We start from the raw sequence: 15774 nt of genomic DNA on the forward strand, positions 1-15774 counted from the left end.
TGACGCTATTACAATCTTTCAAATTCAACTAAAAGAAACCAAAAAAAAGCTATTGTAACCCAAAAATGTCCTTATCCGTAATGCAAAATATTGTCCACTACTCTTTACACTTCCTTTTTCCCGGCTTAGTCGCCTTTGTATTTTTCAAAAAGGAATGGAAGCGGGTTTGGATGATCTTATTAACTACAATGCTTGTTGATATGGATCACCTATTTGCAGAGCCGATATTCGACCCAAACAGATGCAGTATCGGGTTTCACTTCCTGCATTCGTATTATGCAATAGTTGTGTATGGATTGTTACTGCTGTTCGGAAGCAAGATAATCAGAATTATTGCACTTGGTCTATTGTTTCACATGGCAACCGATTTTCAGGATTGCCTTTGGTAGCAACTTAAACAAACATGGTATAATGGAAAAAAGACCTTTACTAAAAATATTTACAGAACCTTTTAAAACATTGCGGAATACCACTTTCGCAAGGCTTTATTTTGCCCAGATCGCAAGCCTGTTCGGGGATGCCTTTACCTGGTTGGGACTGGCGTTGCTTACGTATGAAATCAATCCCGGTAACGCTGCCGCTATATTGGCATCGGCTCTTACATTACGGGTTACGGCGTATATCATTTTTTCGCCCTTTGCAGGTGTAGTGTCTGAAAAGTTTCAGCGCAAACAAATATTGCTGATAACGCAGTTTGCAAGAATGGCAATCGTGTGTATGCTTCCTTTTGTCAACGCTGAATGGCAGGTGTACGTATTAATATTTTCGCTCAATGTATTTGCTGCGTTCTTCACGCCAACATACAGGGCTATTATTCCGCAGATAGTAGCCAAAGATATATACAGGGAAGCCAACGGTCTGTCAATGGCTACATTCCAGTTGTTGAGTGTTTTTGGTCCGGCACTGGCAGGGATCGGGGCAGTGTGGTTAGGCGCGAAACAGATATTCTTTGTAAACGGCACAACCCTTTTAATTGCGATACTATTTATTCTCACCATTCCTAAGACATCATTGCAGAAGGGGATCAATACTGCCGATAATGCAATGCCCAAAAAGACGTGGGGCGAAGTATTGAAAGGTATTCGCTTACTGTTCGGAAATAAGATTGTGCGTTTCGCCTTGAGTATCGAATTTATATCGGCCATTGCAGGAGCAATGGTATTGGTTAATACCGTTGGCCTGGTAAAAACATCCCTGCAATTGGATGATAAGCATTATGGATGGATAATGTCTGTATTTGGTGTTGGCGCGGTCATTACAGCATTTTTGCTGGGTAGTTTGGATAAGAGCAAAACACGCAGTAAATCACTGATAAGCGGTGCTGTTTTAATTGGTATAGCTATCAGCCTTGCCAACTTCGTTCCGTACAGCGGGTTGCTTTTTTTATGGGTGTTGGCGGGTATCGGGCAAACACTTGCCGACATGCCCTCCGAAACGCTGATAGGCGAAAATATCGAACCCCAGGACCAGGGTAAAGTATATGGTGCACATTTCGCGTTCTCTCATTTATGGTGGGCAATAGCTTATCCGATAGCCGGTTTTTTAGGCACGAAATTCCCCGATAGAGAATTTTTGTATGGTGGTATCCTCACGTTGGTCTTAGCGATCATTGCCGTTTTAGCCCTTAATCGCCGCAAAACAATCATTAAAAAATAGATGGATGAAATAATTACCAAATAGTAAATCTATGTAGTGACACCCATTCATTACTACCCTCCAGTGAAAATTCAAAATAACCGTATGGAAAAATTTTATACTGAAACGCTTCAGAAGTTGGAAACAGAAATCAAAGAATTAGAGATTGAAGCCGATTGCTCAATAGAGCGGATAGAAGCTGTAATAGAGCTTATTATTAAATACTTATCCGATGTAAAAGATTTTGTCCTTAAAAAAGGGTTTACGAATATAGATGCGGAGATTCGTTTTTTCAAATATCAGAAGCCGCTTATTGTTTCCAAACTGATATACTATAATGCTATTTATAAAATTGAAATAAGAAAACCGCACGGGGCAAAGGCTATAAGAAAACATCTTAAAAAAGAATTGAAAAAGCTCAAAAGGTTCTTTGACAGCAACCTCGATTTTTATAAATATTATCGCAACAATTATTCCTTTCTTGACGAGAAGTTCTTTGTGCGGGGTAAGCATGATATAACGCTATGCCTGGATACTTACTATTTTCAGTCCGACCATACCTTTTCAACCTCACACGATTACAAGGTGGCTAAGATAATGGCGAACGACTTAATACAGCTATACCTCGAAGACCAGCTTTATCACATAAAGAAGCACCTGTTATTGAAACGGCCATCCCTCACAGCTCTTAACTGGACCGCCAGTAAAGCTGCCATGATAGAACTTATTTATTCGCTCCACTATCAGGGTGTTTTTGATAACGGGAATAGTGATATTAGGTTGATTGCGGAATATTTTGAGAGAGCTTTCAATATTGATTTGGGAAACTTTTACCATACCTATCTCGAAATTCGGAACAGGAAAATTAACCGCACCAAGTTCCTTGATGCGTTACGGGATGCGCTCATTAAGAAGATGGATGAGCAGGACGAGAGATAACGGGGCTTTATACCAACTTTACCAATTGAGGTAATGGTTTAATTTTCTACGTTTTATGAATTTAAAAAGCAGTTTCATGAATGGAAACTGCTTTTCTTTAATGGGTTACTACTAAAAGATGATCCCTAACCTTTAACCTTATCCTATGGAGAACTAAATATACGAAATGGTTGCCTCAAAGATAGCTATTTTATATTTTTATCGTATGAAAGCAGAAATACGGCTACCGGATAATTTTACCGAATACAGAAGTGATGGCATATTCTCCAACCTGACCAATGAGATTGATTACCTGGTAGTGGAAGCCATTAAATACAAACCGCTTTCAGCAGCTTTAACAGCGTGGGACTATTTTGGTGTAGTCTAGTGGAATGATGACATCGGGTATTGGTGCGTAGAAATATGGCAGTTTAACAAATACAAGACAACTCACATATCCGAATCTTTCGAAGATCTTATTCAGGAAATCCAGGAAGCGTATGGGTATAAATAACAGAACTAAATAGCGCTGTTGTTATGTCATCCAAGCTTTTAAATTTTCAATTATAGGAAAATATCCCTCATCCTGATTTGCGATCTGCAATCTTTTGGCTACCGCCTTTCTTTTATCAGATCCAGCACGGAGGTAAACTTCCAAACATCGCTATCATACACCCTTTTCCGATCCGTCTCGTTTTCCATCACATCAGAGGTAGTACCACCGGTTGAAATTTCCTCCAGGTCTTCCAGCAAAGTGGCCTTGCCGGATTGTTCAAGAAAATGAATGGCATCCGCTACAATTCTATATAAAACTAACGGCCCTATTACATTCGTGCTATGGAAGAGTGCAAATGAATAAGATCTGTTTTCAGTATAAGTGATCGCAGAAACCACTGTTTCCTCTTCGTAATTCTCTTCCGTATCATCCGTAACAGCCGTGTAAAATTCAATAAGGACATTTAGTGCCAGCAGCTTATCTGTATAGGCAAAATTTGTATCCTGTCCATCTTCGTCAACAAAAGGCTGAAGCCCGATGCCGTTATGTTTAACTCTACTTTGTCAAATTCGTAAATACAGTGATCTTCTGACCAAACGCTTGTCTGGCGGTTGTTTCGATAGGATGTGATCCAATAAATCTTCGAGGCTTCGTTTCACAAAATGAAGCGAAGATTTGATTGTTTGAATAACATCCTGTGTTGTTAACCACAATTTCTCGTGCTCATAGTGTATTCGTTTTTCCTGGTTTAAGAATAATTGAGCCAGCATAATCATGGCCATATGTTTTAGCCAGCTCTCTTCACTGCGTGTTTGGTATTCGTTCAACCCCAGTTCTTTTTTTCCTTCCCGGAAAGCTTTTTCTATAAAGTAGCGTTTGCATTGCCGGTATGCCAATTCTTGTATCGAGGCACCCGGGCAATGACAAAAACTGTATTTTATGGTTCCATCTTTGTCTTCCCTGATCAATAAACTTACCAATTGCTTTCGATTGGTAAGCGGATTTATAATATAGACCTCTCTGGAATGGAACCATGCCTGCAATTTTTTTCCACCGCTTTGATGCCGCACGGTAATAAATTTCCATTGGGTTGGCTGCAAACTGGCAGCATATGCTTTTATAGAGACGGACGGCCGGTTCGGTTTTGCAAGCTTCGATTTACGGCCTCTTGCACCCGGCTGCTGAACGGGAACACGCATTTGAAAAGGCTCTAGCCAGATGTGTAAATTGTCCTGTACATCGGCTACGAACTCCATCTCGTTTTTAATCAAATCCGCCAGGAGTGCAGCATCCCGCCCATAAAAGGCATCGAAACATACCCAGCGAACGGGTAGTTTCAGCTCCTTCATTACATGCCGGATGAGGTGTTTAGCCTGCTCAATTTTGCTGCCATTAGTGGCTGTTCCAAATAAAGAGGCTTGTACGAGATTCACAAGGGAGCCCGCACACAAGGCACCAAAAACACCTACCTGACAGTTCTCAAGTTTGCCTACCTGGCCGCAATATTGACGTTTCACCCCTGCAGAATGGCGTCCTTTCTTAGGATTTCCGGCTTCATCGATAATCAGACAACTATCTTCCGTAAGATGTAGGGATTCGATAAGTTTCCAAAACTGCACCGTCACTACATCCATCACCTGGCGGACGTTCCATTTAGACTGCGTGATAAAATGATGTAAGCGTTGTTGATTCGACTCCTGAAGTTCCATGGCCATCTGCTGGCAATTGCGGCGACGACAAAGGAGCAGTCCCTTTAAATAAACCAGGGCATTGCCCGATACCTTACGGGTGAGTGTGAAAAAAAGAAACTCAAAACGGAGAAGAAAATTCAATAACCGACTCTCTACGAGTCGGAAATTATATATTTTCGTCCCATAGTTTTTTTTATTTACACCCCGTGGGTTTCTACTCGTGGGGTGTGTCTTTTTTCTGACCGCTAAATTACGTGAATTCCGCGTCCGGCGTGCGTTTCGTCCCTAAAAAAATCAAAGAACTAAATTTGACAAAGTAGAGTTAAATAATTTTTCCATTTTAATACGTTATCTTCCTTGATGGTTGTTTAATTTTTATCATCTTCACTGTTTTCAAACAGCTCATGTAATTTTTGCTGTAATATTTTTTTGTCCGGCAATTGTGTTTTGTACTCGGACACCATTGTTGGTGAAAGGTTGCGGCTTAGTGCATACTCCACCACTTCACTGTCTTTGTCCTTGCAAAGCAAAATACCGATGCTTGGGTTTTCATTTTGTTTTTTTACATCCCGATCCAACGCCTCCAGGTAAAAATTGAGTTGCCCTAAATGTTCCTGTTTAAACTTATCTGCTTTTAATTCAAAAGCCACCAGGCATTGCAAACCTCTATGATAAAAAAGGAGGTCAATATAAAAATCGCTGTTACCTACCTGCACTTTATATTCTTCTCCAATAAAAAGAAAATCTCTGCCCAGTTCAAGGATAAAGTTTTTCATTTGTTTTACCAGCCCCTTTTGTAAATCGCCCTCATTATGTGGTTCAGGCAGGTTCAAAAACTCAAAAACGTAGCTATCCTTCAATGTATTGGTTATATCTGCATGGGCTTCCTTTATCGTTTGCGAGAGCTTGTTGTTTCCAAGCATGGTGCGTTCAAAAAGGCTTGCGGAAATCTGCCGGTCCAGTTCTCTTACGCTATAATTTTCTTTAACGCTTACCTGAATGTAAAACTGCCTTTCTTCATCCGTTTTGCATCGGGAGAAAATAGTGCGGTGATGTGTCCAGCTCAACTGTACCAAAACAGTATTTCTGATGTCCTGCGGCTCAAATTGTGTCCCCGCCGGGGCGACAATTTTATTCTCCTCATTATCAATATGTTGTGTTTGTTGCCGCAGTGAGGCGACAAATTGTGAAGACACATAGGTTTCAAAGAACTGCACCATTCTGTAAAGCCCTGATCTGTTAAAGCCCTTCAGTTCCGGGTTGTTTTTTTGAATGAAAATTGCCAATTCTTCAACAGTCTTATCACCCCATTCGGCGGCAGACAATTTTTGCTTAATGTATGCGCCCACATTCCAGTAAAGGCTGATCAGTTCCGCATTAACAACCCTGATAGCATTTGCCCTTGACTGTTTGATTAGCCTTACAATGTCCTCAAACCTATTATCCATTGGTTAGTTATTCCTTGTCTTTGCCTGTAAGCGACTGGCCTCTTGCTTACTTTTTTTTATCTGATCTTCAATGTTCTTAATTTGATCGGCAGTACATCCCTGATACATAATATTTACTCCTTGATTTCCTTCATAGTTATTAAAATGATTTGTGAAAGCAGATTTCTCTTGGTAAGTTAGAATGTATTCAGGAGCAACTTCAAAAATTTCTGCCAATTCATATAGCCTGGACACAGACACATCAGCAACATTGTTTTCTATGTTACTATAAGCTTTTGGGGTTATTCCTAATGCTTTTGCTACCTGTTCTTTTGATAGCTTTTTTTCTTTTTCGCGGATATCACGAATATTATCTCCGATTTTCATATTTATAGAGTTTTTTAGAAATCAATATTATTTTTTTTAAGTAAAGCTTCCAATAAAGCAATTCTTTTCTGTTCACTTTCCAAAAGCTGCTGCTGTAGCTCATAAATTTTTTCCTTATTACTAAGCATACTGCCTACGCTCGTTTCAATATTCTGGTGCATAATGTTAACCCCTTTATTCTCAGGGTAATTATGGAAATAGTTATAAAACTCCTTTTTTGAAGATTTGTATGTAAGAATGTACTGGGGACTACATTCAAAAATTTCCGCAATTTGCTCCAGTTTTTTCATTGAAAGATCTGTGCGATTGTTTTCTATATTGGCGTAAGCGCGAGTTGACATATTTAACCGTTCAGCAACATAGCTTCTCTTAAAGTTTTTTTCAACTTCTCGAATCTCGCGTATGTTATCACCGATTTTCATAAATACAAGCGTTTCAAAAATCAAACTCGATATTATTTTGCCGCAAAAGTTTTTCCAGTTTGGGTATCCTGTTTAATTCTTCTGCATAAAGTTCTTTGTATGCCTGCCTAATCTTCTCCTGGTCTATTCCCTGCACATGAATATTTACACCCGAATTTCCGTTGTGATTAAAGAAGAAATTCCTAATCCCTGTAATTGGTTTATTGAGCGTAATCAAATCGGCAACTTCAAGCGATAATAAACGTGATATTGCTTCAAGCATAGAAAGTGTTATGTCCCTCTCATCCCTTTCGATAGCTTCATATTCTTCTACACTGATATTTAGCTCTTGCGCCATAAAAGTTTTTTCGATCTTTTGAGCGGTCCTTAGCTGACTAATGTTACTTCCGATTTTCATATTCCAATGCTTATTATTTTACCAAATATAGTAAAACTTCCAATATGGAACAAATTCTTCCTAATTGGTTGTACAATCCAGAGGTGCAACCTCCCGTAATCATCGGTTATTTGTATAACAACCAATAAAGATGATAAGATTGACGGACAAGTATAAACAATATTGCTGCTTTTCCATAGCTGGACAAGGCAAGCCCGTTGTTTTATTTTTCTCCCTTAAATTCAACCTTCGCACCATCATTAAAAGTCCGGTTTAAAGTAGCGATACACCTCATGGAGTATTTACTATTTATAAACCTAACTATATCACTTAATGATGAGCGTATCACTATGTAACAAGATTTTTTTTTCAATTACTTGCCGCCGTTTAGCACTGGGAACGTTTGGTAGGATTGTGAGCAGAACCGGCAAGTATTTTTTGCTACTGGTTTTTCTCATGTATGCAGCCATCCAACAGCAGAGCCACGCACAAGTGGCTTCTGCTAAGGCTGCTAACACCTTTAAACCCACCCCGCTTGCCATCGGCGACAAGATCCCCGATGAACTTTGGAACCTGCCCTTGCAAGTGGTAAACCATCCCCAGGGCAAGAAGACCATTACCCTAAGCGAGTACAAGGATAAGCTGATCATACTGGATTTTTGGGCCACCTATTGCTCACCCTGTATTAAAAACTTTCCAAAACTACATGCCTTACAAAATGAATTTGGCGACAAAATAAAAGTGCTGGCAGTAACCCAAGAGGATACAGATAAAATAACCAGGTTTTTTAAAACTGGTGCAGGTAAAGGACACACTTACGTCAATTCGGTTATTAATGATAGTTTTCTTTCTGAATACTTTCCATTTATCGGCGTTCCGCATATAGTATGGATAAACCCCGCTGGCAAATTATTAAATACTACCCGTGCGGATGAGGTAACCCATGCTAATATAAAAGCTGTTGTAGATAACGAAAATACACAAATGGTGACCAAAAAACTTATTGACCCTAATACGCCATTGTTCCTTTCCAAATACCTCATAGACGGATTACAGATACAGGCATTTTCCATTTTTACCAAAGGTGAGTATTCCGGACTTCCGGGGGGAAATGTTTTCAGAAGAACCAAAGATGGTAAAGTATATGGCAGACAAATCACCAATACCTCAATGATGAATATATATCATGCTACAGTGGACGAGCTATTTAATCGAAATGGTGAACAGTTCTCTACAAGTCGCATGATAGTGGAGGTTAAAAAACCTGCTTTTTTAAGTTTAATAAAGAAAGATAATGGCGAATATGAGAAGTCTAACCAGTATAACTATGAAATGATTGTTCCTGAAGACAAAGCCGACAGTCTATTCTATTATATGCTACAAGACCTTAACCGCTATTCGGACTATAACGGCACAATTGAGAAGCGAATGGTTGACTGTCTTGTTTTAGTTAGAACCTCTAAAAAGGACAAAATAAAAAGCAAAGGAGGAAAATCAAAGAACACTTTTCCGGCATCGCCTTCCATAATAATTAATCAAAAACTTAGTAACATGATTAATATGATTAGTGATGATACTCCTATTACGCTACCCATAGTTGACGAAACTGGCTATACCTCCAATGTGGATATCGAGGTTTCAGCGGTTACTGATTTAGCGAGTTTTAAGAAAGAATTGAACAGGTACGACCTTGACCTAATACCAGCAAAAAGAAGCCTCAATATGTTCGTGATAAAGGACAAATAACTGCTTCCATTTTTTTACGATTTAACTCAATTGATGAATGAAATTTTTTATACCTCTTATTACATTACTTATCATATCAGGCACATTGTATGCCCAACGACAAATTATGGGCAAGGTGATTAGTCGTAATGATAATATGCCTATCGAGGGAGCGAGTATTTCCTTGCAAGGGACAAATACAACAGTAAGTACCGACGGCAGGGGTTACTTTACTATACAAACAGCAAATGGAAATATCGCTGTTTTGACAATTAGCCATGTAGGTTACGAGCCATCTATGCTAACCGTGAACCTCCCGCAAACAGATACTTTAAAAATCCGTTTAAATGCCTCATCCCGTTTGTTGGACGAAGTGGAAGTAGTATCAACAGGGTATCAGAAAATACCTAAAGAGCGGGCAACAGGTTCGTTTGCTACGGTAAGCAACGAACTGTTTAACCAGCAGGTTGGTACGGACATCCTGTCCCGACTTCCAGCAATTGCTAATAGCATGGTGATGGATGCGGGCAGAAGCCAATATAGTTCCCAAATGATGATACGGGGATTGAGTACAATAAACGGACAGAAAGACCCCTTAATAATTATAGATAATTTTCCGTATGATGGAGATATTACCAATATTAACCCCAACATTGTAGAAAATATAACTATACTGAAAGATGCCTCCGCTTCCAGCATTTGGGGAGCAAGGGCGGCAAATGGCGTTATCGTTATCACCACCAAAAGCGGACGTTTTAATCAGCCGATTACCTTATCGTTTAATTCTAACCTCACTATTGGAGCAAAGCCCGATTTAGGCTATATCCGTCAGATGTCGTCCAGTGATTATATTGATATGGAGCAGGAATTGTTTAATCGAAACTTTTACAACAGTCAAATCAATTCATCGAGCCGCCCTGTAATCAGTCCGGTTGTTGACCTTTTGAATAAGGTGCGTACAGGTGCAATGACACAGGAGCAGGCACAACAGCAAATTGACGCATTTAGAAATGTAGATGCAAGAGCGCAGTTTAATGAGTATATGTATAAGCCATTAGTCAATCAGCAATACTTTTTAAGTGCGCAGGGTGGCGCAGACAAATTTTCTTGGACATCATCGGTAGGTTACGACCACAATAAAAGCAACTTAGAGGCTACTTATCAGCGTGTTAATATCCGTTTCCAAAATACCTATCGTCCTATTAAACAACTTTCCCTTACTACGGGTTTGTATTATTCACAAACTCAAAATAAGTCAGGTCGGTATGGGTACAATAATGTATCTATGAAAAGCAGTGCCTTTGTGCCTTATATGCTAATGGCGGATGCAAACGGGAATGCGCTGCCAGTAGCAAAGAACTATAATCAAAGCTATGTCCAAAATCTCGGTGACGGAAAGTTGCTTGACTGGAATTACTACCCGCTTACAGATTGGCAGCACCAAACATCAAATAGCAACGTATCCGATGTATTGGCAACGGCTAATCTCGAATATCGAATTATTAAAGGGCTGAACGCAACTGTAAACTATCAATATGAAAGACAATTTGGACTAAGTACCAATTTGGCTGATGAAAATAGTTTTATGGCAAGGGACTATATCAATCGCTTTTCCCAAATCGTAAACGGAAGCGTCATTTACATTGTTCCCAATGGTGATATTTTGGACAAAACCAATAGTGTTTTAAATGCAAATAATTTACGAGGACAATTAAACTTTGATAATACATACGGTAAACACAATATAACTGCCTTAATTGGAGGTGAAAAACGGTCGGCTCATACACAATCAAATCAAGAACGTTATTATGGCTACAACCCTAATAATTTAACTACGGGTAATGTGGACTATACAAATACATATCCAAGCATTATTAATGGTGGGGCAGACTATATTCAAAGAGGTCAATATCTCGGTGAAACAAGTACAAGATTTATGTCCTACTTCGCCAATGCTGCCTATACATTTGACAATAGGTATGTGATTTCAGCAAGCGCCCGCCGGGATGCCAGCAACCTTTTCGGCTTAAAAACTAACGACCAATGGAACCCTTTTTGGTCGGCGGGCATTGCATGGAAACTTTCAAACGAAAAGTTTTATAAGGTTGATTTTTTGCCTTATCTCAACCTCCGGGCAACCTACGGCTTTAGTGGCAATATTGACCCCGCTATGGTTGCAGTAAACACGATTAGATTTCTTCCAAATACATCCTTTTTTACTGGTACTCCGTACGCAAGTTTTAATAATTACTACAACCCATTATTAAAATGGGAAACCTCCAAGATGTTGAACCTTGCGGTAGATTTTCGTTTGCGAAATGAACGTTTGACAGGTTCAATAGAGTATTATCACAAAAAAGGTATTAATCTTTTTGGTATGGCTCCAATGGATTACACCACAGGAGTTGACCCCTATATGTTGCGAAATGTAGCCAGCATGAAAGGAAACGGTTGGGATATACAGTTAAGAAGTGTAAATATAGACCGTTCATTTAAGTGGAGTACCATACTGAATTTCAGTCTATATAAAGATGAAATAGTTGATTATTATTTAGAAAGGACATTGGCACAAGAATATGTCAATGTTTCTTCGCCACCCATATCCGGTGTTAATGGAAAGCCTGTATATGCTATCTATGCCTATCAATGGGCTGGACTTGACCCCAATACAGGTGAAGCACAAGGATACCTTAATGGTGAGGTAAGCAAGGACTATTACAGCATTATTGGTACTGAAACTAAAGTAGAAGATTTAAAATATTTTGGTTCTGCTATTCCAACAAAATTCGGTTCGTTAATCAATGCAGTATCTTATAAAAATATCAGCTTACAATTAGGTGTTTCATTCAAATTCGGGTATTGGTTCAGGCGCAATTCTATTAATTACACAGACCTGTTTAACAGTTGGCGGGGACATTCAGATTATGCGCTACGTTGGCTGAAGCCCGGGGATGAAGCATATACAGATGTTCCTGTAAATCAGTATAGAACTAACTATAACAGAGATGCCTTTTATAGTGGTTCCAGTGTGCTGGTAGAAAAGGGCGACCATATCCGGCTCCAGTATATTAACCTTGCTTATGATTTTAAATTGTCAGCAAAGGGGATTAAGGGATTGCAATTATTTTTTAATGCAAATAATCTTGGGATATTATGGAAAGCCAATAACGCAGGCATTGACCCTGACTTTAGCTTAGGTTATAATATTCTTAAAACACCTGCAAATTATTCACTTGGTCTTAAAGCCAAATTATAAAAGAATATTACAATGAAAAAGAACACTCCAATATTAGCGTTGATGCTATTGCTAATAATACTTTCTTCGGGATGTAAAAAGTTTCTTGAAGAAAAATCAGATGATAAACTGGCTATACCTACAACTTTAAAAGATTTTCAAGCCTTAGTTAATAATTGGGAAACTCTTAATTCTAATTTTTGCTCGGCAGGCGAAGCCAGTACCATTGACTATTTTTTGAAAGATGAGGATTACGATGGTTTTTATTATGAAAGCGATAAAAGATTGTACACATGGCAGCCAGACTTTGTTACAAAACCATTGTCATCGGCGGGTGATGAATGGTACTATTGTTACAGTGCAATTTATGTTTGCAACTCCGTTCTAAAAGGCATTGAAGATAATTATTTGACCGGAAATATAGCGGACAACCTAAAGGGTCAAGCGCTGGTTTTTAGGGCATCCCGCTTTTTGGACGCCGTACTGATATGGGCGCCAGTTTATTATAAACAAACTGCCAATACAGATTTAGGAATGGTGCTACGCTTAGACCCCGATATGAATATTCCGTCGGTGAGGTCGTCCGTACAAGAAACCTATGACCGGATATTGAAAGACCTCAACGATGCACTTCCTTTATTACCAAATACAAGTGCTGCCGCAACGTTACCAACTAAAGCAGCAGCCTACGGATTATTAGCAAGAACACATTTGATTATGGGAAATTATGCCGATGCTTTGGAAAACGCTGAAAAGGCATTTGCGTTTAATAGTCAACTCATAGACTTTAATGGGTTAGACCCCAATGCAGATTTCCCTATTCCCTCAATAAATCAATTAAGTTCAGAAGTTATCTTTCAAACAAGCATGTTTCCTACCGACCTAAATAATCTTGATATGGCGAGAATATCACCTGCTCTTTATGACCTTTATAATGATAGAGATTTAAGAAAGACTATATATTTCAGAAAGGGCGATGATGGAGATTATAGGTTTAAAGGTACGCACATGGGATATGCAGGACTTATTACAGGTATTACGACAAATGAATTGCTCTTGATTATTGCTGAATGTAATGCCCGACTGGATAAACTTGCTGATGCTGCAAATGCTCTTAATAAATTACTGATAAAACGATGGGATGTTGCTCAATTTACGCCTTACTCGTTTACAAATAAAGACACAGCGCTGAATACCATTTTAGCTGAAAGAAGAAAGGAATTGGTGTTTCGTGGGCTTCGTTGGTCTGATATTAAGCGGTTGAACCGGGACGGATTTAATATAACATTGACACGGACTGTTAACGGGCAAACCATAACATTACCACCAAATGATTTACGCTATGCCATTGCTATTCCCGAGACTATAATAGAAGTGGGTGGGATACAGCAAAATCCAAGATAACTATAATACACAAAGGGGCTAAAAATGCCCACTTTGTGTATTTAATTATACCCGAAAAATTAATTTCGCTTGCTATCAACAATACTTAATACCTGCGGATTGGTTTTGCCAGCTAATTTGCTTTCCAAATCTGCTTCGTCTTCGGCAGTTATTTGGCAAGGTTTCGCCGTCCCTACACAATTCGTAGGTGAAGTTCCGGGTTCCCAATTGTCAGGGTTCGCAAATGCTCCGGCAGCCGTACTTTCACTTGCATAATGAAAGGTTGAAGCTGTACCTGCCATCTTAAATGACATGGTAACTGCCGCAATCGCTAAAGCAACTACCATAAACAGGTTTAATTTTAATTTTTTCATCTTCTTAAAATTTAGAAGTTAAAGAATATTGTTTAATATGTCTTTTGGCCGACCCGCCCTTGGCAGCTTCGCTTCCCGCGTCACCGCTTCGTAATTTGCGCCACAGATAAAGTCCTGATAGGCTCAGGAACAAAAAGAATAGATTGAAAAGGAAATGCCGCTCCCAGCTCATGCCACTAATGACCGATCCGCAGCCGCAGGGCAGTTTTTTCCAGGCTCCTAAAAGCGCAATGCCCACATATCCGGTAAAGGCCGTCATCAGCATTGTGGAGAGGATCAGGCCGACTTTGCGCCAGCCTTCGTAGATCAGGCAAATGATAGTAGCACATTCCAATACAGGTAATGTATAGATCAGCACATTGCCCAAGCTGTCTGAAAAGGGTTGATTGTAAATGCCGCTTTTAAAGGTTTCAAAGTCAGTCAGCTTATCAATAGCTACGGGTATCCATAGGGCCAACAAAGCGAGCATTATGATCTTAAATGCAATCTTGCTTCTTTTCTGATATTTGAGGGCTTTATCCATTTCCTTTGTCGTTAGCATGGTTTTCACCATCTTGTTAAGACAAAGTTCATCAATGCGCTCAGCGTTGGAAAGTCAAAATCGGTAAAAATTGAGCAAATTTGTGTAAGAAATTTTCCGATTTTGACAATTTGCGGGAAATTGTGTTACCGGCGTTTGAGGTACCGTTCCAGGGCGGAGCGAAAGGTGCGTTCATCGGTATATCCCACTTCCATATAAACATCTTTTATGCCAATACCTTTTTGCTGCATAAGGAGCAGCGCATGGCCCATGCGTAACTCGGTATAAAACTCCTGCACGCTCATGTTATATTGCCGCTTAAAAACGTTTAGGAGCGTACGCTCGGTGAGGAAAAAATAATCTGTAAGAAATTTTACGCTCAGTCCCGCATCGCAATAGTGTTCCTCTATATACGCTTTGATCTTATAAGCCAGGTCGCCGTTCTGCTCCCGGATCACCTGGTCGTAATGCTCCAGCAGGTAACTAATGTACTTGCGCAGGTTACCGTCTATAGCACCAATATTAGCCTGCGAGTAGCTGTAAATCTTATATAACCATCGGTGGATCTTCCGATCCATCCGGCATTGATACATGGTATCATAAGTCTTGTTCTCATTTTTAAAACGATGCAGGATGTCTTTCAGATTATCGTATTCCTGGTACATGCTTTCGATCCATTCCGGAAGGATACTTACTACAAATGCTATATGCATTCCTTGCGGGGCATAAGCAAAATAGTGTCCAATGTCATAATAGGACATCAAAAAAGTATTAGGCTGAGTGCGTATAATGGGCCGGTAATCACCTGTTGTGTACAGCAACCTGCCCTTGAGCATAAAGTACAGGTACAATTGCCTGTCGTTAATATCGAAAGGGATATAAGCAGGTTCTTTTGCGTTGATCTGAACCAGGTCTATAAAAAACGGCTCCTGGTTTAACTGCTGGCTTATCAGCTCTATTTGTGGTTGCTTAAAGTAACGTCGTTCCAGGGCAAAATGCAACGGGTATTTGCACCAGTCGGGAAGTTGGGAATACTGATGCAATGGTATTAAGTTCTCATCTTCAAATTTTAAAAAGTAAGGTATTTTCATAGGCTACCTGGTTTCTCTATGTCTTGTATAATATTCTACTCCAGTCACTGCTACATTCCATTTGTTATCAACGTGTTCTCATTATCGCATGGAG

16 protein-coding genes are annotated in these 15774 nt (G+C 39.6%); 7 read left to right on the forward strand and 9 right to left on the reverse strand.

Annotation, left to right across the window (positions count from 1 at the left end; translation table 11 throughout):
- Positions 1–80: 80 nt before the first annotated feature.
- The 4 genes from AC3QLY_RS10985 to AC3QLY_RS11000 all read left to right on the forward strand — a co-directional run bounded on the left by AC3QLY_RS10985 (position 81) and on the right by AC3QLY_RS11000 (position 2941).
- On the forward strand, positions 81–389 hold the full coding sequence (locus AC3QLY_RS10985) for a DUF6122 family protein (RefSeq protein ID WP_298939032.1): 309 nt from the start codon (positions 81–83) through the stop codon (positions 387–389).
- Positions 390–411: 22 nt separating this feature from the next.
- Positions 412–1656 carry an MFS transporter gene (locus AC3QLY_RS10990; protein WP_298939033.1) on the forward strand — a complete coding sequence of 415 codons (1245 nt, stop codon included), beginning with the start codon at positions 412–414 and terminating at the stop codon, positions 1654–1656.
- A gap of 84 nt (positions 1657–1740) precedes the next feature.
- Positions 1741–2574: an RteC domain-containing protein gene (locus tag AC3QLY_RS10995; protein WP_298939034.1), complete on the forward strand. Its 834-nt coding sequence runs from the start codon at positions 1741–1743 to the stop codon at positions 2572–2574.
- Between the two features lie 205 nt (positions 2575–2779).
- The gene (locus AC3QLY_RS11000) at positions 2780–2941 is read left to right on the forward strand and encodes a hypothetical protein (protein ID WP_298939035.1); all 162 of its coding nucleotides are present in this window, start codon (positions 2780–2782) and stop codon (positions 2939–2941) included.
- Between the two features lie 224 nt (positions 2942–3165).
- On the opposite strand, the gene AC3QLY_RS11005 is transcribed toward AC3QLY_RS11000, so the two are convergent.
- The 6 genes from AC3QLY_RS11005 to AC3QLY_RS11030 all read right to left on the reverse strand — a co-directional run bounded on the left by AC3QLY_RS11005 (position 3166) and on the right by AC3QLY_RS11030 (position 7373).
- The gene (locus AC3QLY_RS11005) at positions 3166–3447 is read right to left on the reverse strand and encodes a hypothetical protein (RefSeq protein WP_326991506.1); all 282 of its coding nucleotides are present in this window, start codon (positions 3445–3447) and stop codon (positions 3166–3168) included.
- 165 nt (positions 3448–3612) lie between these two features.
- The gene (locus AC3QLY_RS11010; protein ID WP_326991507.1) at positions 3613–4881 is read right to left on the reverse strand and encodes an IS701 family transposase; all 1269 of its coding nucleotides are present in this window, start codon (positions 4879–4881) and stop codon (positions 3613–3615) included.
- A 227-nt stretch (positions 4882–5108) separates the two neighbouring features.
- Complete coding sequence (locus tag AC3QLY_RS11015) at positions 5109–6188, reverse strand: PDDEXK nuclease domain-containing protein (RefSeq protein WP_298939037.1); 1080 nt, start codon at positions 6186–6188, stop codon at positions 5109–5111.
- Between the two features lie 3 nt (positions 6189–6191).
- Positions 6192–6554 (reverse strand): helix-turn-helix domain-containing protein, encoded by a 363-nt coding sequence (locus tag AC3QLY_RS11020; RefSeq protein ID WP_289034703.1) that lies wholly within the window; start codon positions 6552–6554, stop codon positions 6192–6194.
- A 14-nt stretch (positions 6555–6568) separates the two neighbouring features.
- On the reverse strand, positions 6569–6976 hold the full coding sequence (locus AC3QLY_RS11025) for a helix-turn-helix domain-containing protein (protein WP_289034704.1): 408 nt from the start codon (positions 6974–6976) through the stop codon (positions 6569–6571).
- Between the two features lie 13 nt (positions 6977–6989).
- Entirely contained in the window at positions 6990–7373 is a 384-nt protein-coding gene (locus AC3QLY_RS11030; protein ID WP_289034705.1) for a helix-turn-helix domain-containing protein, read from the reverse strand.
- 435 nt (positions 7374–7808) lie between these two features.
- Here AC3QLY_RS11030 and AC3QLY_RS11035 point away from each other — a divergent pair, with 435 nt between their 5' ends.
- From AC3QLY_RS11035 to AC3QLY_RS11045, 3 genes are read left to right on the forward strand one after another with little or no spacing between them, the layout of a single operon-like run.
- Complete coding sequence (locus tag AC3QLY_RS11035; RefSeq protein WP_339071768.1) at positions 7809–9098, forward strand: TlpA family protein disulfide reductase; 1290 nt, start codon at positions 7809–7811, stop codon at positions 9096–9098.
- 37 nt (positions 9099–9135) lie between these two features.
- Positions 9136–12333 carry a SusC/RagA family TonB-linked outer membrane protein gene (locus AC3QLY_RS11040; RefSeq protein WP_289034708.1) on the forward strand — a complete coding sequence of 1066 codons (3198 nt, stop codon included), beginning with the start codon at positions 9136–9138 and terminating at the stop codon, positions 12331–12333.
- Positions 12334–12345: 12 nt separating this feature from the next.
- Positions 12346–13716 carry a RagB/SusD family nutrient uptake outer membrane protein gene (locus AC3QLY_RS11045; RefSeq protein WP_289034709.1) on the forward strand — a complete coding sequence of 457 codons (1371 nt, stop codon included), beginning with the start codon at positions 12346–12348 and terminating at the stop codon, positions 13714–13716.
- 59 nt (positions 13717–13775) lie between these two features.
- Here AC3QLY_RS11045 and AC3QLY_RS11050 read toward each other — a convergent pair whose 3' ends face one another.
- From AC3QLY_RS11050 to AC3QLY_RS11060, 3 genes are all read right to left on the reverse strand, one after another.
- Positions 13776–14069 carry a hypothetical protein gene (locus AC3QLY_RS11050; protein ID WP_289034711.1) on the reverse strand — a complete coding sequence of 98 codons (294 nt, stop codon included), beginning with the start codon at positions 14067–14069 and terminating at the stop codon, positions 13776–13778.
- A 4-nt stretch (positions 14070–14073) separates the two neighbouring features.
- Positions 14074–14592 (reverse strand): MauE/DoxX family redox-associated membrane protein, encoded by a 519-nt coding sequence (locus AC3QLY_RS11055; protein WP_326991508.1) that lies wholly within the window; start codon positions 14590–14592, stop codon positions 14074–14076.
- A 143-nt stretch (positions 14593–14735) separates the two neighbouring features.
- On the reverse strand, positions 14736–15680 hold the full coding sequence (locus AC3QLY_RS11060; protein ID WP_298939040.1) for an AraC family transcriptional regulator: 945 nt from the start codon (positions 15678–15680) through the stop codon (positions 14736–14738).
- Positions 15681–15774 lie beyond the last annotated feature (94 nt).

This window comes from Hydrotalea sp. GW822-HT8A01 (assembly GCF_058798575.1).

Coding starts and splice junctions, on each gene's coding strand:
- AC3QLY_RS10995 (WP_298939034.1), top strand. CDS start 1,741: ATGGAAAAATTTTATACTGAAACGCTTCAGAAGTTGGAAACAGAAATC.
- AC3QLY_RS10985 (WP_298939032.1), top strand. CDS start 81: ATGCAAAATATTGTCCACTACTCTTTACACTTCCTTTTTCCCGGCTTA.
- AC3QLY_RS11060 (WP_298939040.1), bottom strand. CDS start 15,680: ATGAAAATACCTTACTTTTTAAAATTTGAAGATGAGAACTTAATACCA.
- AC3QLY_RS11020 (WP_289034703.1), bottom strand. CDS start 6,554: ATGAAAATCGGAGATAATATTCGTGATATCCGCGAAAAAGAAAAAAAG.
- AC3QLY_RS11055 (WP_326991508.1), bottom strand. CDS start 14,592: ATGGATAAAGCCCTCAAATATCAGAAAAGAAGCAAGATTGCATTTAAG.
- AC3QLY_RS11035 (WP_339071768.1), top strand. CDS start 7,809: ATGTATGCAGCCATCCAACAGCAGAGCCACGCACAAGTGGCTTCTGCT.
- AC3QLY_RS11015 (WP_298939037.1), bottom strand. CDS start 6,188: ATGGATAATAGGTTTGAGGACATTGTAAGGCTAATCAAACAGTCAAGG.
- AC3QLY_RS11030 (WP_289034705.1), bottom strand. CDS start 7,373: ATGAAAATCGGAAGTAACATTAGTCAGCTAAGGACCGCTCAAAAGATC.
- AC3QLY_RS11025 (WP_289034704.1), bottom strand. CDS start 6,976: ATGAAAATCGGTGATAACATACGCGAGATTCGAGAAGTTGAAAAAAAC.
- AC3QLY_RS11000 (WP_298939035.1), top strand. CDS start 2,780: ATGAAAGCAGAAATACGGCTACCGGATAATTTTACCGAATACAGAAGT.
- AC3QLY_RS11045 (WP_289034709.1), top strand. CDS start 12,346: ATGAAAAAGAACACTCCAATATTAGCGTTGATGCTATTGCTAATAATA.
- AC3QLY_RS10990 (WP_298939033.1), top strand. CDS start 412: ATGGAAAAAAGACCTTTACTAAAAATATTTACAGAACCTTTTAAAACA.
- AC3QLY_RS11050 (WP_289034711.1), bottom strand. CDS start 14,069: ATGAAAAAATTAAAATTAAACCTGTTTATGGTAGTTGCTTTAGCGATT.
- AC3QLY_RS11040 (WP_289034708.1), top strand. CDS start 9,136: ATGAAATTTTTTATACCTCTTATTACATTACTTATCATATCAGGCACA.